This window comes from Exiguobacterium sp. K1 (genome assembly GCF_033721435.1).
Lineage (GTDB): Bacteria > Bacillota > Bacilli > Exiguobacteriales > Exiguobacteriaceae > Exiguobacterium_A > Exiguobacterium_A artemiae.
Map to the genome: position 1 here is coordinate 543,094 of NZ_JAOTIT010000001.1, position 21,424 is coordinate 564,517.

The following is a 21,424-nucleotide window of genomic DNA, read 5'->3' on the forward strand; positions in this document are numbered from 1 at the left end:
ACACACATGCATACGATGACACCTTTACTAAAAAAACAACAGGCGGGCGAAAAACTCGTCATGCTCACAGCGTACGATTATCCGTCCGCAAAATTAGCGGAAGCCGGACACGTCGATTTGCTGCTGGTCGGGGATTCGCTCGGGAATGTCATTCTTGGATATGATTCGACGATTGCCGTGACAGTAGACGATATGGTCCATCACGCAAAAGCTGTCCGTCGCGGAGCACCGGCAACCTTTATGGTCGTTGACATGCCGTTTGCCAGTTATCACGGTTCGTTTGACCGGACGCTTGAGGCGGCAGCCCGTATCTTCCAGGAAAGCGGAGCAGACGCTTTGAAACTTGAAGGGGCAGGAGACATCCTGACAACGATCCGTCGTCTGACGGAGGCCGGCATGCCTTGTGTTGCCCACTTGGGGCTGACACCACAATCTGTCGGAGTGCTCGAAGGATTTAAAGTTCAAGGGAAATCGCTTGCAGCAGCGGAACAGTTGATTGCCGACAGTTTGGCCACAGAACAAGCGGGAGCGAAGATGCTTGTTCTTGAATGTGTACCGCATCCGCTTGCTAAACGTGTTCAGGAACTCTTGACGATTCCGGTAATCGGAATTGGGGCAGGTGCCGATGTTGCCGGACAAGTATTGGTCTACCATGATATCTTGACGTACGGTGTCGGACGGTTGCCGAAATTCGTCAAAGCATATGCCGATTGGAACACATCCGGTACGGAAGCGATTGCCCGTTACGTCGAAGACGTCAAAAACGGGACGTTCCCTGAACTCGCCCATTCCTTCATGATGGATGAAGAACTGATCGGGGCATTATATGGAGGATCAAAAGAATGAAAATCATGCAGAGTGTGGCACAATTACGGGAAGCATTGGCAGGGCAGACATCGGTCGGATTCGTTCCGACGATGGGATTCTTGCATGAAGGGCATGCTTCCTTACTCGAACAGGCACGGCAGGAGAATGACATCGTCGTCCTAAGTATCTTTGTCAATCCGACACAATTTGGTCCGAACGAAGATTTAGACCGATATCCACGGGATGAACAGCGTGATCAGCAATTGGCCCAAGCTGCCGGCGTCGATTATCTCTTTTATCCGACGAACGATGTCATGTATCCGCTTGATATGGCGCGGGTGACGGTTCGTTCGGGTGATGACGTCTTATGTGGTGCGTCGCGTCCGGGACATTTTGACGGGGTCTTGACGGTCGTCAGTAAATTGTTTAATATTGTCCAACCGACGCGTGCCTATTTCGGATTAAAGGATGCACAACAACTGGCATTAATTGAAGGGTACGTCGCCGATTATTTCGTTCCGGTCGACATCAAACGGTGTCCGATCATTCGTGAAGCGGATGGACTGGCGAAATCGTCGCGAAATGTCTATCTGTCGGAAACGGAACGGAAGCAGGCACCGGGTATCCAGCAGGCGTTGCAACAAGCCAAACAAGCGCTCGATGCCGGAACACCGCTCGAAACGGTTTTGGAGCAAACACGGGCATCGCTTCACTTTGAAGGTACGACAATCGATTATGTCGAGGCTGTCGCTTATCCGACACTCGATCCGGTCGATGCGACTACAGAAATGATTTTACTGGCGGTTGCCGTTCAATTTGAATCGGCCCGATTGATTGATAACTTACTATATACGAGAGGAGCATGATCATGTTGCGTACATTCATGCATGCAAAATTACACAAAGCCTGTGTCACGGAAGCAAATCTGCATTACGTCGGTTCGATTACAATCGATGAAGATTTACTGGACGCTGTCGGGATTCTTGAAAACGAGAAGGTCCAAGTGACGAACAATCAAAACGGGGCCCGGATTGAGACATACGCCATTAAGGGAGCCCGTGGTTCTGGTGTCATTTGTCTGAACGGAGCAGCTGCCCGTCATTTCCAAATCGGAGATGAAGTCATCATCATGGCCTATGCGCAATTGACGAACGAAGAAATCTCATCACATGTTCCGAAAGTCGCGGTCCTTGATCAGGATAATTCAATCAAACAGATGTTATCGCAGGAAATCGCACATACGATCTTATGATTTTGAGGGACCCGAGATACATTCGGGTCTCTTTTTTGTTAAGATGGAACTTGAGATGCCATATGCTTAAGATATGGATGGTTAAAGGTGGAGATGAGTCGTGGAGAAGAAGTTTGTTGTAGTGGATTTAGAGACGACCGGACATTCGATTAAATCCGGCGATGAGATGATTGAGATCGGAATGGCAGTAATTGAAGATGGTCAGATTACAGAGCGTCTGTCAGCATTTGTCCGTCCACAAAAACCGATTCCGCCATTTATTTCTCAATTGACCGGCATTACGGATGAGGATGTGGCACAGGCGGAATCATTCGCGACCATTGCGCCGCGTGTGCTTCAATTACTCGATGGTGGGGTGTTCGTCGCACATAATGTGCAGTTTGATCTGACCTTTTTGAACGAAGCATTAGAAGAAGAAGGTTATTTACCGTACACAGGTCCTGTCATCGATACAGTCGAGTTAGCAAGGATCTTACTGCCGACTGCTGAAAGTCATTCGTTGTCGCATTTGACGGAAGCGTTACAACTGACGCACCACGAAGCACACCGTGCCGGGAGCGATGCAGAAGCGACGGCGGAACTGTTGCTTCATTTACTTACCCGTCTACAGGATTTACCGCTCGATACGTTACGCCACTTACGTCGTTTGGCTGGAAAACTGTTTAGTGCGATTGAACAGGAGATTGACGAAGCGATTCAAACGGTCGGTTTGGAGCCGGATGACCGGTTTGATTCTTTTCGTAAGCTGGCGTTAAAGAAACGAACCGAATCGGAAGAATGGATGGAGCGGACAGAACTGGAACCATTCAGTCCGTTTGTCGACCGATTGAACGAAACCGTTTTTCCACAGCTGTTCCCGGGATATGAACCACGGATGGGGCAACTCGAAATGATGCGGCATGTCTATCAATCGCTTGATCAGGAAACACCGCTACTGGTCGAGGCGGGAACGGGAACCGGGAAATCCCTCGGCTATCTTGTACCGGCGGCGCATTATGCGATTGAACATGAGACGCCGATTATCGTCAGTACCCACACGATTCAATTACAGGAGCAGTTATTTGCCCGGGATTTGCCGCTTTTACGCCAATTGTTTGAAGCACCGGTCGACATTACCTTATTAAAAGGGCGCAGCAATTACATGGACTTACGCAAGTTTGAATTTTTCCTCAGCGAAACGGAAGAACCGTATAATTTTACGCTGGCGAAAGCCATCCTGTTAGTCTGGTTGACACAGACGGAAACAGGCGACCTGGAAGAAGTCAGTTTACCCGGAGGGGCAGCGCAAGGGAATATCGCCATTAAACAGCTGATCCAGTCGGACAGCCAGTCGCAACTCGGACGATTTGATCCCTGGTACAGCCGGGACTTTTTCCATCATGCCGTCCGGCGGGCGAAACAGGCGACGATTATCGTCACGAATCATGCCTTGTTGTTCAGTGATATTCAATATGAAGCCGGTGTCCTACCAAAGGGATGTCCGTTGATTTTGGATGAAGCGCATCAAATCGAAGAAGTGGCCAGTCATCATTTCGGTCTGGTTTTTGACGGTCATTCCTTTGACCGGATATTCAGACAGCTTGGATTCTCTTCCGATAAAAAACTGTTGACGCGGCTGATCAGTCTATCGGATCAATACGACTTGACGGAACTGGTCGAAGCGCACAGTGAAACGATCGATGAGACATTGACAAAATTACTCGAAGAAGCCGACGGACTGTTGACGATCATTCAAGCGTACGGTCTGGAACTGGCTTCCCGCAAAGAGCGCCGGGAAGGACGGGTCACGGTCCGTTTCAAACGACTCGATCACTCGATGCGGGCGGTGCAGGAGAGCGCGAAACGTGTGGAACTGGTTTTACGGCGTCTCCGCCAGGCAATCCGGGCAATTCATAAATTGTTCCATGATCAACGGGAGCATATGAGTTACCGCGAACGCTCGGTCGTAGCGGATTTGAAGGCTGTCATCGGTCAGTTGGAAGAAGTCGAACAAGCAATATTTGAGACGATGCTCGCCCCGCATGATGAGACCGTCTCCTGGATTGAAACAACGGCTAAAAATCGGAAGCTGACGCGGATTTATACGCAACCGATTGATATTTCAGATCGTCTGCACCGGGAAGTTTTTTCGAAACGGACCTGTATTTTAACATCCGCGACTTTGACGGTATCAAACAAATTTCAGTTCATCGAACAGCGTCTCGGGCTGTCAGAGCTCGAGACACGGCGGTTCATCGTCCCGTCGCCGTTTGGATACGCCGAAAAAGTTCGGCTGATGATTCCGACGGACTTACCGTTATTACAAGATGTACCGCAAGCCACGTATTCTGAAGTCATTGCGGATGCCATCATCCGGATTGCCGAAGTGACGGAAGGCCGGATGTTGGTGTTATTCACATCAAACGAGATGTTACGCCAAACGCATGATGCAACAAAAATGGCATTGCCGGAACGGTTTACGCTGCTTTCCCAAGGGATTACCCAAGGATCACGGCAGCGTCTGATGAAACAATTTAAACAACTTGATGCCTGTATCCTGTTCGGTACAGCGAGCTTTTGGGAAGGGGTCGACGTTCCGGGTGACGACCTGAGTTGTCTCGTCATCGTGCGACTGCCGTTTGCACCACCCGATCAACCGATTGTGCAGGCGCGTTCGGAACAAATTGAACAACAAGGAAAATCGTCGTTCTTCGAATACAGTTTGCCGCAAGCCATCATTCGCTTCAAACAGGGATTCGGCCGCTTGATCCGAACGACGAATGACCGGGGTGTCGTCTTCGTCTTTGACCGGCGCATCGAGACGACCCGTTACGGAAAACGATTTGTCACAAGTCTTCCTAACGTGCCGCTTTTGGCCAAACCGCTCGACGAATTAACGGCCGAGTTGGAATTGTTCTTAAATGAGACGGATTGAGTCTGTTAAAATAAGCATTATCGCATTATAATAGATGTAGAAAAATGAGGGAGGATATAAGATGGATTCGAAAATCGAGACGCTAGCAACCGTCAAGGTCAACCGCCATGACGATACGTACAAGATTGTAGACTTATTGAATCGCACGCTGAAAACAGAAGATTTGATGTTTGGTCTGGCACTGGACGAAAAAGACAAGGAGCAGATGGTCTTTACCATCTACCGCACATGAAGTGGAAGATCGTCATCGGTCTGATCGGCTTCATCCTTCTGATTACGCTGATTGGGACGGGTGTGTATCAATTCACCGTCGCTGAAGCGAAAGAACGTGAACAAACCGTCGCCATTCAAGCGGAAGCACGCTTGAAAAAAGAATTGGCGCCGAAACAGATTCAATTTGACCATGTATTTAACGGAAAAACCCAGTATAGTGTCTTTACGATTGAACAAGATGGTCAAGCGTTACGGGCATTCGTTCCGAAGACAGGAAAAATCGAGACGAGACGTGTCAAAGATGGAATGAAGATTGCCGATGTCATTCGACAAGCGGGTAATCCGGAAAACATCGTTTCAGCGAAATACGGTTTTGAAAACCGGGCGCTGATTGAAATTGTCACCAAGACGGCGACCGGCTACGACTATTCGTACTATACCTATCAAGAGGGATCCTTCATCAAACGATTACGGATCAATTAAAAAGGAGTGGACAGGATGTTATCGAAACGGGTACAACAACTGACACCGTCAACGACACTGGCGATTACTGCAAAAGCGAAAGCATTGCGTGAAGAAGGACAAGACATCATCGGACTCGGTGCAGGCGAACCGGACTTCAACACTCCAGAATTTATCATTCAAGCGGCCTTCGCAGCTGCCGAAGCGGGCGATACGAAATATACCCCGTCCGGCGGAACGGTTGCCTTGAAAGATGCCATCATTGAAAAAACACGCCGTGATTTGTGGGTATCCTATGACCGTTCGGAAGTCATGGTCGCGTCAGGCGCGAAACATGCCTTGTCGACGTTGTTCCAGGCGATTTTAGATCCAGGCGACGAAGTCATCGTCCCGGCCCCTTACTGGGTCAGTTATCCGGAACAGATCAAACTGAGTGACGGCGTGCCGGTCATTCTTGAGACGACGGAAGCATCGCGCTTTAAAGTGACGCGTGAACTGCTCGAACAGCACATCACACCGAAGACAAAAGCACTTGTCTTAAACTCTCCTTCGAATCCAACAGGGATGGTCTATACGAAGGAAGAGCTTGAGATGGTGGCAGAAGTGGCGATTGCCCATAATCTGTTGGTCATCAGCGATGAAATTTATGAAAAGTTGTTATACAACGGCGTGACGCACTTATCGATTGCAACGTTACCGGATATGCGTGAGCGGACAGTCATCATTAACGGCGTTTCGAAATCTCATGCGATGACGGGCTGGCGGATTGGTTATGCCATCGGACCGAAAGACATCATCAGCGCGATGACAAATCTCGCCAGTCATTCGACGTCGAATCCAACATCGATCGCCCAAGCAGCATCTGTCGCCGCCTATGCGGAAGGGGATGCACCGGTTGAGGCAATGCGTGTCGTGTTTGAAGAACGGTTGGAACAGATTTATGACCGCTTGATTCAGATTCCGGGTTTGACCTGCCTGAAGCCGGAGGGTGCCTTTTACCTGTTCCCGCACGCCTTACAGGCAGCAAAAATGTGCGGATTCTCAAATGTCGATGACTGGTGTACGGCTGTGTTATCCGAGGCGAAAGTCGCCTTGATTCCGGGCTCAGGCTTCGGAGCACCAGAATATGTCCGGTTATCGTATGCGACAGACCCGAAACGGGTACTTGAGGCATTAGACCGGATCGAAGGATTTATCACGGCGCATACTGCCGTTTAATAGAGAGAGGATGTTGACTTTTGAAAGCAATGATTCGGGATGTAGAAAAACACGTAGGTGAAGAAATCACGATCGGTTGTTGGCTCGCGAACAAACGATCAAGCGGGAAAATCGCGTTCCTTCAATTACGGGATGGTTCAGGGTTCATGCAAGGTGTCGTCGTCAAAGAAACAGTCGGTGAAGAACTGTTTAAGACGGCTAAAGGATTGACGCAGGAAACATCGATGTGGGTAACGGGTACAATCAAATCGGATGGCGGACGGACGGCCATCGGCCACGAAATGGAAATCACAGCGATTGAAGTGATTCATGAAGCGGTCGATTATCCGATTACACCAAAAGCTCACGGAACGGACTTCCTCATGGATAACCGTCACCTCTGGTTACGGTCAAAACGTCAGCATGCGGTCATGGTCGTTCGGAACGAATTGATTCGGGCGACATATGAATTCTTTAACCAGGAAGGATTCATCAAAGTCGACCCTCCGATTTTGACAGGAAGTGCACCGGAAGGAACAACGGAATTGTTCCATACGAAATATTTTGACGAAGATGCGTACTTGTCGCAATCAGGACAACTGTATATGGAAGCGGCCGCGATGGCACTTGGAAAAGTCTTTTCGTTTGGTCCGACTTTCCGGGCGGAAAAATCGAAAACACGCCGTCACTTGATCGAGTTTTGGATGATGGAGCCGGAGATGGCGTTTTATGATCATGACATGAACCTCGAAGTCCAGGAAAACTATGTGTCACATCTTGTTCAGTCGGCGTTGAAAAACTGCCGTCCGGAACTCGAATTGCTTGAGCGCGATCTGACCGTTCTTGAAAACATCCAAGCGCCGTTCCCGCGTGTGAAGTATACGGAAGCGATTGATATGTTGAAAGAACAAGGATTTGACGACATCGAGTTCGGAGATGATTTTGGAGCACCGCACGAAACGGCAATCGCCAATACGTTTGCCCGTCCTGTTTTCATCACACACTGGCCAAAAGCCATCAAACCGTTCTACATGAAAGAAGATCCGGAAAACCCGGGCTTCGTGTTATGTGATGATTTGATTGCGCCGGAAGGCTACGGTGAAATCGTCGGTGGTTCACAACGGGAAGAAGACTTCGAGAAGTTACTTGCCGGCATGAAAGAACATGATTTGGATGAAACCGGTGCTTATAAATGGTACTTGGAAACACGTAAATATGGATCAGTGCCGCACAGTGGTTTTGGACTCGGACTCGAACGGACAGTCGCCTGGATCACAGGAGTCGAACACGTCCGGGAGACGATCCCATTCCCACGTCTGCTGAACCGGTTGTATCCGTAATAGTGATTGAAATCGACCCATCCCTCGGACGGGTCGATTTCTTGCTTACTTTAAAGAATCGAGGAAGTATCATGGATCATAATTTAATTCAGCTTTTTGAGGAAGGAACGGTTGTCCTCCCTAAGCGATTGTTCACAGAAGCGAAACGTCTTGGCATCAGTTTCGTCGAGTTTACGCTGATCGGACAATTGTTTGCCTGCCGTGCCGAAGGGATGGAGATGCCGTCACCAGAGGAACTCAGCAACCGGCTCGGACTCTCGGAGACGGAAACGATTGAGACGACACTTGGATTGCTTCAAAAAGGATTACTCGCGATGGAAAACGTCGCCGGTTCGGAACGCTATTCGCTGGTGCCGCTCTATGAAAAATTGATGGCACCCCCGGAACAGGAAGCACCGAACTTCGATACGATCAATCCATCGGTCTTCCAACATTTTGAGCGCGAACTTGGGATGATGTCCCCGTTTCAGATGGAACAGATCATTCAGTGGTTGACGATTGAAAACATTGCAGAAGAGCTTGTCTTGGCCGCATTACGGGAAGCCGTTTATCATAACGTCCGGAAAATGACCTACATCAATCAGATTTTGCGGACATGGGAACGGGAAGGGATCAAGACGCTCGAAGATTTGGCAACGAGAGGGGGCTGACACATGTTACGAAAATCAGATATTGAACGGATTGAATCCACCCTGGAGGAGATGTTTCCGGAAGCGTTTTGCGAACTGATTCATCAAAATCCGTTTGAACTGGTCGTTGCCGTGGCCCTCAGTGCGCAAGCGACCGACGTTTTGGTCAACAAAGTGACGCCGGGTCTGTTTGCCGCTTATCCGACGCCAGATCAATTGGCGGCAGCGCCGGTGGAAGAGATTGAAGAAAAGATTAAGCGGCTTGGTTTGTACCGCAATAAAGCCAAAAACATCAAAGCGTTAGCGGAGCAATTGCTGGTTCTTCATGGTGGGGAAGTCCCGACGGATCGGGCGGGACTTGAAGCGTTACCGGGTGTCGGCCGGAAAACGGCGAACGTCGTATTATCCGTTGCCTTTGATGTTCCGGCCTTTGCAGTCGATACACATGTCGAACGGGTCTCGAAGCGTCTTGGGATTTGCCGCTGGAAAGACAACGTTACGCAAGTTGAACAGACCTTAATGAAACGGTTTAAGCGGGAACGATGGTCAAAGTTGCACCATCAGTTCATCTTTTTCGGACGGTATCACTGTAAGGCACAACGACCGAACTGTCTCGAGTGTCCATTGCTCGACATGTGCCGTGAAGGGAAAAAGCGGACGAAAGGCTTACTGCCGCCTCTTGAGGAAAAATGACAAAACAGCGTCCTGCCATTTTCGGCAGGACGCTGTTTTGTTGTATCATCCGTTCCACGGGGTATCGGACCACTCGCGGCGTTTTTTTGTAATCGGAACCTTCTTGAAACCCCAGTTTCGGAAATCTTGGTCCGGACTGTCACGGCGGATGTAAATCTTATTTTTGATGGCTTTGAAAATTCGGTTTTCGTCCCCATAATGGACAAACCGCGGTTTTACCTCAATCACGCCGCGGCGGACGCGGGAGAGAGGGAGACAGACAAGATCAGCAATCTCAAGACCGGATTGGTAGAGGTCGCTATCTTTTTCAGCAAAAATAAATCCTTTGATTTTTTGACGGCTTTTCTCCACGTCCAGATGAACGGTACCGGAATTGAAAATATCAAAAAATGCTTTTTGAATCAACAGGTTCTGATAATCGTCCCGGCTTTCGAGTACAACACGGGCGCTTGTCGCTTCCGTCTCCTCGAGAAACGCGTAAAACGATTTCATCAAATGGGCAAATGCAACGACGTATGGATCTTTTGGTGTCGAATAGAATTCCTGCAATTTTTGTTTATCGACTTCGACACTGACAATCGTACAGTCGATATCGACCAAGAAGTCCGGCAAAGCGACCCAAAAATGACGTAACATATCAATCGTAATCCCGTCTTCTTTTCCATATGGGTGTTCCGCCTTTAAGATTTCTTTCAGGTGCAACGGAATATGCGGATCTTCGAAAACAGACGATTTGAATTCCATTAATCGCTTGCGTAATGGACTTGGTTCGCCGGTTTCGTCGGAATCAATAGCGTATTTATACTCCATCAAGACCCCGGTCAGATTAAACTGGGTATTTCCTTTTGGCGTGCCCGTCTCATCGACGAACATGACATATTTTTTAGCTGTTGGATTTGTAGCCCTAGGAAATCCTTTGACATCAACGTTTTTCACGTTTCTTGGTTCTCTTTTATTCAAGCGAATCTCCTCCAATTGCACACATACTGCACACTTTTATTAAAACCAAGCACATTTATTACCTCTTTATGTAACTTTACACTGACACGGCTATATAAATCCATGGTTATTACATAACTTGTATACCTGAATCTTTCCAGGACGACTCTTGATGATCGGGTGGTCAGATAATCAATGTGGCCGGTAGTAGGGTTCGTTATTTTATATTCGTCATGGAGCCTGTCCTTCCTGCATGACGAAACACGTTTCTTGTTGATTTCAATCAGCGGATTTCACACGAGATAATGATTCTACAGGATAGACGATGGAAAAGAGAAAAATTTATGGAAGATTTATCATACAAAAAAGCCGTCATCTAGACGGCCCGGGTGTTACCATTCGAATCCTTCATCACTGTAAGATCCATTGGAATTGAAGAAACGTTCTTCTGTTTTACCGTTTACGGTATTCGTATAAATGACATAGACATCGAGGTGATCAAATGTATCCGCCATTTTTTTAGCTGCTTTACGAGCATCGGCCTCGTTCGTAAACGATTCCGTCTTACTTGCTTGACGATGGGTTTCTACTCCATTGTCTTCATAACCTTCTACTGACCAGACTTTTTTTGATGACATAAACAACATCCTTTCATAGCAAAGGTCATAGGTAACGCTTTGCTGTTTTTCATTATGCTTTGTTTAATTGAAATCCGTCAAATTATCATCCTGATAGTTCAAGATCCTATCAAAACATAGAATTATGAAACGTTCGAAATTTTCTATCTGAAAACAGACGTCCTCAGACTCATTGCATCAGTTGATCGATATAACGGACAGACTTGATCGTTTCATTAAAGCGTTTTAAACTGGTTTTTGGCTGGAACGCTTGGACGGACAGTTGCTTCAGCTGATCGACGGCACTCTCGACCATTGCCGGACGTAAATAGGGGCTATTTTGTGCGTTCTGTTGCCAGTCGGCAATTAAAATGTCGGCTTTTGCGACGAAGGGTACAACCTCTGCCTGAAAGTCATATTCCTGCCCATTGCGGCCAGCCTGATAAATACGTTCTATCTCTTGAAGTAACGGTTCTATTGTCATTTGTTTTTAACTACTCCTCTCGGCCGATACGATACAATCACATATCATGGTACAATAAACGCGTTAGGAGGGGAATCCTTTTGAATTACCCGAATGGTAAGAAATTTCAGAAGCCTGCTGAGCCGCATGGTCTGGCGATTCAGAAAGCCCGCACGACAGGTTCGACCTTTTCGAACCGCGGGATGAAGCTTGAAAAATTGATTAATGAAAGTAATATGTTTTATCTGACCCATAATCGGGCAATCATTCACAAGAAACCGACTCCTCTTCAAATCGTTCAAGTCGATTATCCGAAACGGTCCGCTGCAGTCGTCAAGGAAGCCTACTTCAAACAACCGTCAACGACCGATTACAATGGAGTATACCGTGGAAAATACATTGATTTCGAAGCGAAGGAAACCAACCATAAAACGTCGTTCCCGCTGAAAAACTTTCATCTCCACCAAATCGAACATATGCGCCAATGCATTGCACATGGAGGAATTTGTTTTGTCATCATTCGATTCAGTATGTATAATGTGCAATATGTGTTGTCTGCCGAGCATCTGTTCCCCTGGTGGGAGCAACTGGAAACGGGCAGAAAATCGATTCCGCTAGACGAAATCGAACGGCATGGAAAAAAACTCGAGACAGGTGCGTTTCCTGCGATTGATTATTTACCGGCAGTGGACGAGTTATATTTCACTTGAGAAACTTTACAGATTGAAGGAGAAGGATAGCGTATGGAAAGAAGTCGTGTCGCACGTCGTGAAGAAACAAAGACGTCAGCCAAGCAAACGAATCGGACAAAGCGTCCGAAAAAGAAAAAATCAGGTGGGTCCGGTGGTAAAGGTCCGCTTTGGAAAAAACTTCTATTAATCGCGACAGGATTATTTATCCTGATGATGATAGCAGGGGGCGGATTTGCGGCCTATGCTGTTGCGACCGCACCGGAACTTGATGAGTCGAAGTTACGGGATGCCCTGCCGTTAAAAATTTACGCGAGCAACAAAGAAGAAATTAAAAAGGGCGGGACGAGCCGGGAATATGTCTCGATTAAAGAAGTACCGGATGTCGTTAAAGACGCATTCATTTCGATTGAAGACCGGCGTTTCTACCAGCATAACGGAATCGATTTCCGACGGTTAGGCGGCGCCATCATTGCTAATATCACCGATGGTTTCGGTTCTGAAGGAGCTTCAACGATTACGCAACAGGTCATCAAACAATCATTTTTAAGTTCAGACAAGACCATTACTCGGAAAGTTCAGGAACAATGGTTGGCAATTCGTCTGGAGCGGGACTATACGAAAGAACAGATTCTTGAGATGTATTTGAATAAAAACTATTACGGTCAAGAATCTTACGGAATTCAGACAGCATCAAAAGCCTACTTCAACAAGACAGTCGATAAGCTGAACTATGCTGAAGCAGCGATGCTTGCAGGACTTCCGCAACGTCCGTCCGCATACGATCCGATTCAAGGAGATCCGAAGTTAACGAAATGGCGTCAGACGCAAGTCTTGAACGCGATGTTAACGACCGGCGTCATCACAGAAAAGCAACGAGATAAAGCAGTCGATCAACCGATTTCGAAATTGATCAATCCGGCACCAAAATCGAAAGACGACGCGGCTTACGACAGTGTCATCTTTGACATGGTGTCGCAAGAGTTAGAAGATGTTTTTGGTTTAGAAGGTAAAGATATTTACGGTCAAGGATTAAAAGTGTATACGTCGATCGATAAGCCGATGCACGATTATATGAACGAAGCAATCAAAAAAGACCAAGTCGTCCAGTTGCCGGATTACGCGGAAGCAGCAGCGACAGCGGTCAATACACAAACAGGTGAGATTTTAGGAATCGTCGACGGGAAAAAGCCCGGTACGGGTACTGCGCGACGTAACTTTGCTAAAGAACCGCATCAACCCGGTTCATCGGCAAAACCATTTTTCGCATACGGACCAGCCATTGAAAATGAGAAATGGTCGACAGCTAAAATGCTGACGGACCAGGAAACAGAAGTAAACGGTAAAAAGATCGGTAACTATTATGACGGGTACCGGGGCACCAACACGATTCGCTACTGGCTGAAGATTTCTGCTAATACGCCTGCTATCCAGACGTTCCAACAAATCGGCGGCGATACCGTCGAAAGCTTTGCCGCTAAGTCCGGATTGGGCTTAGAAAAAGACGAATCTATTTCACCGGCGTATGCGATTGGCGGGATGAAACACGGATTCAATACGACGCAAATGGCTTCTGCTTATGCGACGCTTGGTAATGGCGGAGACTACATCAAACCGCACATCATCAAAACGATTGAATACAGTGACGGCTCAAAAATCAAATCACCGGTCAAACCGAAAAAAGCCATGGAAGACTATACGGCTTACATGTTAACCGACATGCTGCGTGATGTTCTAAAACCAGGCGGGACGTTCCCGAGTGCTGCGCTTGCTTTTGACGCAGCGGGTAAAACCGGAACAACCAATGCTTATAAAGATGTCTGGTTTGCTGGTTATACATCAGATGTCTCAATCAGTGTCTGGACCGGAACAACGAAGTCGGGCAACAACAATGGTGCCGGCTTAAGCGGACCGACCAACAGTACGATGGCACAAAACATTTGGAAAGATTTTGTCACGAAAACACGTGACCGGACACCTGCTCCGTTCGAACAACCGAGTTCTGTCCTCAGTATCGGTGAGGAACTGTACGTTAAAGGGACAAAAGAGCCGGTTGTCGAAAAAAAGGCAGTACCAGCTCCGACTGGCTTACAAGCATCCTACAATGAAGACTCGGAGTCTGGTGAACTGACATGGAGTTATAATGATTCGGCACTTCGGACGAACGGCTATGACAGTGTATCGTTCGAAGTATCGATGACCGATCCTGACGGAAAACAATCTGTACTCGGCACCAGCTCAACAAACCGGATCGGGATCAATCGACTTGATCCGGGACGGACGACATTTACAGTCGTCGCGAAAGCATCCGGAGAAAAATCCGGTCCTGTTTCAACCACAGTAACTGTTGCAGACGTCGAAGCGGATCAACCGGCGACGGATGAACCGACAACAGACGAGCCGACAACAGACGAGCCGACAACAGATGAGCCGGCAACAGATGAACCGACGACGGATGAACCGACGACGGACGAACCGGCAACGGACGAACCAACGACGGATGAACCGTCGACGGATGAACCGGCAACGGACGAGCCGACGACGGACGAACCAACGACGGATGAACCAACAACGGACGAGCCGACGACGGATGAACCAACGACAGATGAACCGGCTGCAAGTGACGGAGCATCTACTCGGTCAAACCGGGGGAATTCGTCGAACGGCAATCAAGGCCGAGGACAAGATAATGCGCCTGCCGATCAACAGTCGGAATCAGAAACACAGCAATAAATGAGTCAATGGATCAGGAGAAGAAGATAAGACCGGAGAAACGGGTGTGTTTCTTCGGTCTTGCTTCTCTTTTTTTGTATAATGGAGGTCAGGAAGGAAGTGGGGCAATGGAATCCAAACAATCACTTGTCACCTATTTAGAAGAACTAAAAGCCGATCGTTCGTTTATGGAACGTGTCACATATATGAAAACGATGGAAGCGACTGCCGGACGGTATGCACCGTTTCCAAAAGAAATGCCGGAACGGTTGCGTCAAGCGCTCGAAAACAGAGGCATTACGTCATTGTACCGCCATCAGGAGTTAGCATTTCGAACCGTCCAAAGCGGTGCTTCGACGGTGATTGTAACACCGACGGCATCAGGAAAAACCTATTGTTTTAACTTACCGATTTTATCGCATCTCTTAGCGAATCCGAATGCAAGGGCCCTGTATCTGTATCCGACGAAAGCGTTGGCCCAGGATCAAAACAGTGAATTGTTGGAACTGATTGATGAAATGGAAGCATCCATCCGTTGTTTTACCTATGACGGGGATACATCACCGACGATTAGGACAAAAGTTCGAAAAGCCGGGAATATCGTGATTACGAATCCGGATATGCTTCATTCCGGAATCCTGCCGCACCATACGAAATGGATCGAACTGTTTGAAAATCTGTCGCATATCGTCATTGACGAGCTGCATACGTATCGAGGGGTATTTGGAAGCCACGTCGCCAATGTCATCCGGCGGTTACGACGGATTTGCCGGTATTACGGCAGTGATCCGATTTTCATCATGACAAGTGCGACGATTGCCAATCCACAAGAACTAGCGGAACGGTTGACCGAAAAAAAAGTCCAATTGATTGATGACAACGGGGCTCCGACCGGCCGAAAACATTTTATCGTCTACCAACCGCCGATTGTCAATGCACAACTCGGCATACGCCGTTCGGCAACACTTGAGACGAAACAATTGGCATCACGTTTTATTAAAAAGAAGTTTCAGACGATTGTTTTTGCGAGGTCGCGTGTCCGGGTCGAAGTCTTATTAACCTATCTTCGTAGTCTCATCCGATTCGAATTAGGACCGAAGTCGATTGAAGGCTACCGGGGCGGTTACCTGCCGAGTGAACGGCGTGATATTGAAAGACGATTGCGTAAAGGAGAAATCACGGGAATTGTTTCGACCAATGCGCTCGAGCTCGGAGTGGATATCGGGCAACTGCAGGTCTGTATCATGAACGGATACCCGGGAACGATTGCTTCGCTGTGGCAACAAGCAGGCCGGGCCGGACGCCGTCAGGATGATGCGCTCATCATTCTCGTCGCCTCATCCGGGATGCTCGATCAGTATGTTGCGGAACGTCCAGAATTGTTTCTAAATCAGTCACCGGAAGCCGCGCGACTCGATCCGGATAATCTGATTATTGCAGTCGATCATATTAAATGTGCGGCATTCGAACTGCCGTTTCGTCAGGGGGAGTCATTCGGAACACTGGAGACGGAGGACATTCTCGAGTATCTCGTCGAAGAACGTGTCTTACATCAACGTGGGGAACGGTATTACTGGATGAATGATGCGTTTCCGGCTCACGGTATTTCTTTGCGCTCGAGTGATCAGGAAAATGTCATCATCGTCGACCAAACCGAGGTTCCGAATCGGGTCATCGGCGAAATGGATACGTTCAGTGCGATGACGCTGTTACACGACGAAGCCATCTATTTACATGGGGCTGACCAATACCAAGTCGAAGTACTGGATTTCGAAGAGAAAAAAGCATTCGTGCGTGCAGTCGACGTCGATTACTATACGGATGCTAATTTTTCGGTCGAACTGTCTGTTCTCGATGAGGATGACAGCTATACGAATGGAGACTTCAGTGTCGCCCGAGGGGATGTCAGTGTCCGCGGGATGGCGACGATGTTCAAGAAAATCAAGTTCGGAACACATGAAAATATCGGATCGGGTCCGATTCATCTTCCGGAAAGAGAAATTCATACGACAGGCGTCTGGTTTTCTTTACCGGAAGAAGCGTCCTCAAGCACGGAACTGGAGCAAGTCATCGAAGGCGTGGCAAACAGTCTGCGTAGGGTCGCACCATTGTATTTGATGTGTGATGCAAGCGATGTCTTCGTCGTCCCTCAAGTCAAAGCGACGCACACGCAAAAACCGACAATCTACCTGTATGACCGTTATCCGGGAGGGGTCGGACTTGCCGAATCCATCTACAAACAACGCGGCATCATGCTCCGGGCCGCACGGGATTCGATTGAGACCTGCCCTTGCCAGGATGGTTGTCCGGCATGTATCGGAATGATCGGCTTGGCAGATGAAAAAGAGCGGACGGTCAGAATGCTAGCTGAAATGGAGAAGGAACTATCATGAAAAATAAGTTGAGACGGATGTTGAAGACGACAGAGAATGAGCCGACAGCAAGCCCGTCAACCAATGAGGCGCAAAAGACAACAGCGGAACAAACCGCCTGGCTGGACCGAGGAGCAGACATTCTTACGTTTGAAGACGAATGGATTGTCCGGTTGGACCACCGGTATGCTCTTGAGGAAAAACATGGACACCGGTCATATGCGGAAGTATTTGAATCGTTGCAGTTGCCGCATCCGCCGCTTGCACTTGATGTCCCGCTCGAACAAGTCATTTTTTTTGATACGGAGACGACCGGCTTAAAAGGAACGGGAACAACGATTTTTTTACTGGGATTCGCCCGTTTTGAAAAAGGTCAGCTGCTGATGCGGCAGTATTTTTTACCGCACCCGCATTATGAAGCAGCACTTTATCATCATTTCCTGCATGATATCGGAGAAGATGTCCGTTTCATCACGTATAACGGGAAAAGTTTTGATTGGCCGCAGATTAAGACCCGGCACGTCTTCGTCCGGGAACGTGTTCCCCGTCTGCCGAAAGTCGGCCACCTGGATTTACTGCATGTCTGCCGGCGGATGTTCAAAGGATTGTACGATTCATTCCGTTTGACGGCGATGGAAGAACGGATTGGATTTGAACGTACCGATGATTTGCCCGGATTTCTAGCGCCGATGCATTATTTTCAATATGTCGAACACCAAAATCCGGCAATCATGGAAGGGGTGCTTGAACACCATCTGCATGACTGTCTGACTTTGGTGAGTTTGTATGACGAATGCAACCGGCTCGTGACCCATCGTCAGGAAGCACCGTCACGTGTACGTGAGAACATCGGCATCTGGTTAGCCGATTTAGGTATTCATGAACAATCGGCGGAGCATTTCGGACAGGCGGACGAATTGACGGCCGACGGTTGGTTGCGTCAAGGGCGGTTGTATAAAAAACTGCAGCAACACGAAAAAGCCAATACTTGTTTTGAAAAAAGTGATACCTATGAAGGATTCATCGAACTGGCAAAATGGGCCGAGCACATTGCCAAACAACCATCCGTTGCTTATGATTATACTGAACGAGCCAAACGTCTATTAGAAAATCGACAGTTGTTAGCTTCGCGGCGAGAACGATTATTTGCCGAGCTAAATCATCGGAGCTTACGCCTGCAAAGGAAGTGTCGCGAATGAACGTCGTCGCAGTAACCGGATATAAACCGACAGAACTCGGGATCTTTGATCAAAAACACCCGGGAATCAACATCCTGAAAGCCGCCTACCGGGAACGGATGATCCGCCTGATTGAAGACATGGGAACAACCTGGTTCATCACCAGCGCTGCACCGGGATGTGAACTTTGGGCGTGTGAAGTCGTTTTGGAACTCAAACACGACTATCCGGAAATCCGTTTAGGTATCCTGCTTCCTTTTTTGGAACAAGAGTCAAAATGGAAAGAGCCGGTTCAAGCCCAGTATCTGGCCGTGCTGAATCAAGCGGATTTCGTGGATGCCATCAGTCAAAAACCGTATGAAAATCCATCCCAGTTCCGAAATAAAACGGAGTTCATGATTCAAAAAAGTCAAGGATTGTTATCTGTTTATGATGAAGAGCACGGCGGATCTGCCAAGTATTTAGTGGAACGTGCTAAACTAGAGATGGAACGTTCGGATTATCAATTGTTTCTGATTACGCAAGATGATTTAGCGATGATGGAGCAAGATCAGAACTATAATGAACAGTGGGAGTGAAGCATATGTATAAGCCGTTATTGACAGCAGATGATATTTACAAAAAAGAGTTCAAAACCGGATTACGTGGATATGTGATTGAAGACGTCGATGGTTATCTCGATCAAGTCATCAAGGATTATGAAGGATTCGAACGGGAAATCGAGCGGTTGACAAGAGAATTGGCAGAGGCGAAATCTTCATCATCTTCCATCGGTTTCAAACGGGATGAGCGGCGATCAGAACCAGAAGTGACAGCGCCACCTTCGAATTCGTCCAATTACGATATGTTGCGCCGAATTTCTAATCTTGAAAAAGCAGTTTTCGGACGTCCTCATCAAGAAGATTAATCTTGTCTTACTTAAAAAACACGTCACTATGTAATAAAACACGGAATCTCCGGACGGAGATCCCGTGTTTTTGTGTTACGTCCGATGCAGAATCACTTCGGCTTCGGGCAACTCTTCTTTTAAGACATACAGCGCCACCCGATCGTCTAAATCTTTACTGAAGCGACGGAACAAAAATGAGGTTTTGACGCCTCGTTCCATCCGGACATGAAGTCCTGCTTGTTCGAGCCGATCGTGATCGCGTGCCAACCGTTCTCCTTTTTCACCAAACTCTTCGCCGAGCAAGACCCAACGTAAGGATTCTTTTGTACGTCGTGTAACGATGAAGAGAAAGCATAAAACAAGTACAACAATCAATAGAATTCGAATCGTGTTAAAGTCCATATAAAAACCTCACCTCATCTTTATCATACGTCCTTAACGGGCATAAAGTAAACGTTCAAGATAACGTGAGAAGGATTGAATCTTTAAACCCTGCTGGCGGTAAGCAATGTATCCGTCCGGGCGAATCAAATACAGGCCGGCTTGTTTAATCCCAAACTTTCGTGCCAGTTCGCCGCCCTGATCGACGACGCCGTCATCTTTCAGTTCCTGGTGAATCGAAACGGTTTCGAACAGGTCCGGATACGAATAGGCGAGTTCCTTGAACGGCAGCAGTGTCTGTTCACCGGCTTCACGCGGCAGGAACAGCAGGAGCAGGAAGTTACGATCTGCCCGTCGCAACAACAGTTCATTTTTTTTCGTGCGCGGATTGACAACTTCACTGTACGGCATCGGTTCTCCCGGACGCGGCGTCAAAAGCGGGAAATTACCTTGTGTGACAAACAACCGCGATGATTGATAATTACTGTTGAGTTGTGCAATCCGGTTCGTGACGTAATGGTGTAACGGTGTAATCTTTAAACTGTTTCGAATGACTTTTTCCTGAAGCGGCAATAAGAAGGGAACATTGATCTGTAACAGCTCAGTCGCGAGATTCGTAGAACGTAAAATACCGCGCGCTGCTTCGCGTCGCTCGACGCTGTACGAATCAAGTAACGGGAAACTGGCTTTAAACCGGTGGACGCACCACAGTTTCCAGGCTAAATTCATCGCATCGGCAATGCCGGTGTTCATTCCTTGTCCGCCAACCGGTGAATTGATATGCGCGGCGTCACCAATCAAATAGATCCGGTGGTGTCCAAACTTCTCGATGATTCGATTATGAACGCGGAACATGGAATACCAATGGACTTTCTTTAAAGTGAACGGCACCTTCGCCCGATTTTTTAAGAAGTCTTCGATAGCGGAATGGTCGGTCGGAACGTTACCATTCGTTAAATTACCGGTAATTCGGAAAAGATTCGACTGAAGCGGGAAGGATTCGATGACACCGTGATCAGAGAAGAAAATATGCACTTCTTCCGATGACAACGGCCAATCGACTTCAATGTCGGCCAGTGCCCAGGATTCTTTAAAAGATTTCCCGCTGAACGGGAGTCCGAGTTCACGCCGGACAAAGCTGTTGGCCCCATCTGCCCCGATGATGAAGGAAGCATCGACCGTTTCCGTGACATCATGTTTTCGAATCGATGCGGTGACGAATGTCGGAAATTGTGCGAAGCCGGTCAACTCAGTTTCACGTTCGACCGTATGACCGTCTTCTTTTAAACGTGTCTCAAGAATTCGTTCTGTTTCACTTTGCGGCAACAAGGTGACAAAAGGAAACGGTGTATTTAAATCCGTAAAGTCAAGTTTTGCCTGCCAGGCACCATTGACATATAAGTTACCTTGATTGATTTTAATGGCGTTCTCCATTAAGGCATCGGCTACACCAAGACGTGCGAACAACTCGAGTGATCGTGCCTGAATACCGATGGCTTTTGAAACGACAGATGGACCGCTTGCGCGTTCAATGATCCGAAACGTCAGTCCGTAACGCGATAAGGCAAGCGCTAATGTCAAGCCGGTCGGTCCGGCACCGATAATCAATACATCTATTTTTTTCTTCACGGATAGCCCCCCCTTATTTTACTTCTTAGCCGAAACTCGCTACCATTA

General features: G+C 47.9%; 21 protein-coding genes. 16 read left to right on the plus strand and 5 right to left on the minus strand.

Annotated elements, in window-relative coordinates; translation table 11 throughout:
* The first annotated feature begins 6 nt into the window (after nucleotides 1-6).
* The 10 genes from panB to nth all read left to right on the plus strand — a co-directional run bounded on the left by panB (nucleotide 7) and on the right by nth (nucleotide 9,507).
* Nucleotides 7-846 (plus strand): 3-methyl-2-oxobutanoate hydroxymethyltransferase, encoded by an 840-nt coding sequence (panB, locus tag N7U64_RS02700; protein WP_318928375.1) that lies wholly within the window; start codon nucleotides 7-9, stop codon nucleotides 844-846.
* A complete protein-coding gene (panC, locus tag N7U64_RS02705; RefSeq protein WP_318928376.1) occupies nucleotides 843-1,673 on the plus strand; it encodes a pantoate--beta-alanine ligase in 831 nt (276 codons plus the stop codon). The genes panB and panC overlap by 4 nt, the downstream gene beginning before the upstream one ends.
* A 2-nt stretch (nucleotides 1,674-1,675) precedes the next feature.
* Nucleotides 1,676-2,059: an aspartate 1-decarboxylase gene (gene panD / locus N7U64_RS02710; RefSeq protein WP_318928378.1), complete on the plus strand. Its 384-nt coding sequence runs from the start codon at nucleotides 1,676-1,678 to the stop codon at nucleotides 2,057-2,059.
* 100 nt (nucleotides 2,060-2,159) lie between these two features.
* Nucleotides 2,160-4,973, plus strand: coding sequence for an ATP-dependent DNA helicase DinG (gene dinG, locus N7U64_RS02715; protein WP_318928380.1), 2,814 nt, complete (start codon nucleotides 2,160-2,162; stop codon nucleotides 4,971-4,973).
* A gap of 61 nt (nucleotides 4,974-5,034) precedes the next feature.
* A complete protein-coding gene (locus N7U64_RS02720; protein ID WP_012370646.1) occupies nucleotides 5,035-5,205 on the plus strand; it encodes a YpmA family protein in 171 nt (56 codons plus the stop codon).
* Nucleotides 5,202-5,669 carry a hypothetical protein gene (locus N7U64_RS02725; RefSeq protein ID WP_214764380.1) on the plus strand — a complete coding sequence of 156 codons (468 nt, stop codon included), beginning with the start codon at nucleotides 5,202-5,204 and terminating at the stop codon, nucleotides 5,667-5,669. The genes N7U64_RS02720 and N7U64_RS02725 overlap by 4 nt, the downstream gene beginning before the upstream one ends.
* A gap of 15 nt (nucleotides 5,670-5,684) precedes the next feature.
* The gene (locus tag N7U64_RS02730; RefSeq protein WP_318928385.1) at nucleotides 5,685-6,866 is read left to right on the plus strand and encodes a pyridoxal phosphate-dependent aminotransferase; all 1,182 of its coding nucleotides are present in this window, start codon (nucleotides 5,685-5,687) and stop codon (nucleotides 6,864-6,866) included.
* A gap of 29 nt (nucleotides 6,867-6,895) precedes the next feature.
* Nucleotides 6,896-8,185, plus strand: coding sequence for an asparagine--tRNA ligase (asnS, locus tag N7U64_RS02735; protein WP_214849403.1), 1,290 nt, complete (start codon nucleotides 6,896-6,898; stop codon nucleotides 8,183-8,185).
* 71 nt (nucleotides 8,186-8,256) lie between these two features.
* Complete coding sequence (locus N7U64_RS02740; RefSeq protein ID WP_012370642.1) at nucleotides 8,257-8,835, plus strand: DnaD domain-containing protein; 579 nt, start codon at nucleotides 8,257-8,259, stop codon at nucleotides 8,833-8,835.
* Between the two features lie 3 nt (nucleotides 8,836-8,838).
* Entirely contained in the window at nucleotides 8,839-9,507 is a 669-nt protein-coding gene (gene nth / locus N7U64_RS02745) for an endonuclease III (protein ID WP_318928388.1), read from the plus strand.
* 45 nt (nucleotides 9,508-9,552) lie between these two features.
* Here the strand turns inward: nth and N7U64_RS02750 are convergent, their stop codons facing one another.
* The 3 genes from N7U64_RS02750 to N7U64_RS02760 form a co-directional block, all read right to left on the minus strand.
* Complete coding sequence (locus N7U64_RS02750; RefSeq protein ID WP_290828667.1) at nucleotides 9,553-10,443, minus strand: DUF3800 domain-containing protein; 891 nt, start codon at nucleotides 10,441-10,443, stop codon at nucleotides 9,553-9,555.
* A gap of 395 nt (nucleotides 10,444-10,838) precedes the next feature.
* Entirely contained in the window at nucleotides 10,839-11,084 is a 246-nt protein-coding gene (locus N7U64_RS02755; protein ID WP_214764401.1) for a hypothetical protein, read from the minus strand.
* A gap of 169 nt (nucleotides 11,085-11,253) precedes the next feature.
* Nucleotides 11,254-11,547, minus strand: coding sequence for a DUF1798 family protein (locus N7U64_RS02760; RefSeq protein ID WP_214764403.1), 294 nt, complete (start codon nucleotides 11,545-11,547; stop codon nucleotides 11,254-11,256).
* A gap of 74 nt (nucleotides 11,548-11,621) precedes the next feature.
* On the opposite strand from N7U64_RS02760, the gene recU reads away from it, so the two are divergent.
* The 6 genes from recU to gpsB all read left to right on the plus strand — a co-directional run bounded on the left by recU (nucleotide 11,622) and on the right by gpsB (nucleotide 19,384).
* Nucleotides 11,622-12,236, plus strand: a complete 615-nt coding sequence (gene recU / locus N7U64_RS02765; protein WP_041261972.1) for a Holliday junction resolvase RecU — start codon at nucleotides 11,622-11,624, stop codon at nucleotides 12,234-12,236.
* A 33-nt stretch (nucleotides 12,237-12,269) separates the two neighbouring features.
* A complete protein-coding gene (locus tag N7U64_RS02770; RefSeq protein ID WP_318928392.1) occupies nucleotides 12,270-14,948 on the plus strand; it encodes a PBP1A family penicillin-binding protein in 2,679 nt (892 codons plus the stop codon).
* Between the two features lie 107 nt (nucleotides 14,949-15,055).
* Entirely contained in the window at nucleotides 15,056-17,320 is a 2,265-nt protein-coding gene (locus N7U64_RS02775) for a DEAD/DEAH box helicase (RefSeq protein WP_214764419.1), read from the plus strand.
* Nucleotides 17,317-18,498: a ribonuclease H-like domain-containing protein gene (locus tag N7U64_RS02780; protein ID WP_318928394.1), complete on the plus strand. Its 1,182-nt coding sequence runs from the start codon at nucleotides 17,317-17,319 to the stop codon at nucleotides 18,496-18,498. Before N7U64_RS02775 ends, N7U64_RS02780 begins: the two co-directional genes overlap by 4 nt.
* A complete protein-coding gene (locus tag N7U64_RS02785; protein ID WP_214764433.1) occupies nucleotides 18,495-19,055 on the plus strand; it encodes a DUF1273 domain-containing protein in 561 nt (186 codons plus the stop codon). The genes N7U64_RS02780 and N7U64_RS02785 overlap by 4 nt, the downstream gene beginning before the upstream one ends.
* 5 nt (nucleotides 19,056-19,060) lie before the next feature.
* Nucleotides 19,061-19,384, plus strand: coding sequence for a cell division regulator GpsB (gpsB, locus tag N7U64_RS02790; protein WP_214764442.1), 324 nt, complete (start codon nucleotides 19,061-19,063; stop codon nucleotides 19,382-19,384).
* Between the two features lie 75 nt (nucleotides 19,385-19,459).
* On the opposite strand, the gene N7U64_RS02795 is transcribed toward gpsB, so the two are convergent.
* Together N7U64_RS02795 and N7U64_RS02800 are read right to left on the minus strand one after the other, a co-directional pair.
* Nucleotides 19,460-19,768 (minus strand): hypothetical protein, encoded by a 309-nt coding sequence (locus N7U64_RS02795; protein ID WP_012370631.1) that lies wholly within the window; start codon nucleotides 19,766-19,768, stop codon nucleotides 19,460-19,462.
* A 33-nt stretch (nucleotides 19,769-19,801) separates the two neighbouring features.
* On the minus strand, nucleotides 19,802-21,376 hold the full coding sequence (locus N7U64_RS02800; RefSeq protein WP_318928398.1) for an FAD-dependent monooxygenase: 1,575 nt from the start codon (nucleotides 21,374-21,376) through the stop codon (nucleotides 19,802-19,804).
* Nucleotides 21,377-21,424 lie beyond the last annotated feature (48 nt).

What these genes read in the sequence shown, in the direction of transcription:
- panB (WP_318928375.1), top strand. Translation starts at nt 7, where the DNA reads ATGCATACGATGACACCTTTACTAAAAAAACAACAGGCGGGCGAAAAA.
- panC (WP_318928376.1), top strand. Translation starts at nt 843, where the DNA reads ATGAAAATCATGCAGAGTGTGGCACAATTACGGGAAGCATTGGCAGGG.
- panD (WP_318928378.1), top strand. Translation starts at nt 1,676, where the DNA reads ATGTTGCGTACATTCATGCATGCAAAATTACACAAAGCCTGTGTCACG.
- N7U64_RS02720 (WP_012370646.1), top strand. Translation starts at nt 5,035, where the DNA reads ATGGATTCGAAAATCGAGACGCTAGCAACCGTCAAGGTCAACCGCCAT.
- N7U64_RS02725 (WP_214764380.1), top strand. Translation starts at nt 5,202, where the DNA reads ATGAAGTGGAAGATCGTCATCGGTCTGATCGGCTTCATCCTTCTGATT.
- N7U64_RS02730 (WP_318928385.1), top strand. Translation starts at nt 5,685, where the DNA reads ATGTTATCGAAACGGGTACAACAACTGACACCGTCAACGACACTGGCG.
- asnS (WP_214849403.1), top strand. Translation starts at nt 6,896, where the DNA reads ATGATTCGGGATGTAGAAAAACACGTAGGTGAAGAAATCACGATCGGT.
- N7U64_RS02740 (WP_012370642.1), top strand. Translation starts at nt 8,257, where the DNA reads ATGGATCATAATTTAATTCAGCTTTTTGAGGAAGGAACGGTTGTCCTC.
- nth (WP_318928388.1), top strand. Translation starts at nt 8,839, where the DNA reads ATGTTACGAAAATCAGATATTGAACGGATTGAATCCACCCTGGAGGAG.
- N7U64_RS02755 (WP_214764401.1), bottom strand. Translation starts at nt 11,084, where the DNA reads ATGTCATCAAAAAAAGTCTGGTCAGTAGAAGGTTATGAAGACAATGGA.
- N7U64_RS02760 (WP_214764403.1), bottom strand. Translation starts at nt 11,547, where the DNA reads ATGACAATAGAACCGTTACTTCAAGAGATAGAACGTATTTATCAGGCT.
- N7U64_RS02770 (WP_318928392.1), top strand. Translation starts at nt 12,270, where the DNA reads ATGGAAAGAAGTCGTGTCGCACGTCGTGAAGAAACAAAGACGTCAGCC.
- N7U64_RS02775 (WP_214764419.1), top strand. Translation starts at nt 15,056, where the DNA reads ATGGAATCCAAACAATCACTTGTCACCTATTTAGAAGAACTAAAAGCC.
- N7U64_RS02780 (WP_318928394.1), top strand. Translation starts at nt 17,317, where the DNA reads ATGAAAAATAAGTTGAGACGGATGTTGAAGACGACAGAGAATGAGCCG.
- N7U64_RS02785 (WP_214764433.1), top strand. Translation starts at nt 18,495, where the DNA reads ATGAACGTCGTCGCAGTAACCGGATATAAACCGACAGAACTCGGGATC.
- gpsB (WP_214764442.1), top strand. Translation starts at nt 19,061, where the DNA reads ATGTATAAGCCGTTATTGACAGCAGATGATATTTACAAAAAAGAGTTC.
- N7U64_RS02795 (WP_012370631.1), bottom strand. Translation starts at nt 19,768, where the DNA reads ATGGACTTTAACACGATTCGAATTCTATTGATTGTTGTACTTGTTTTA.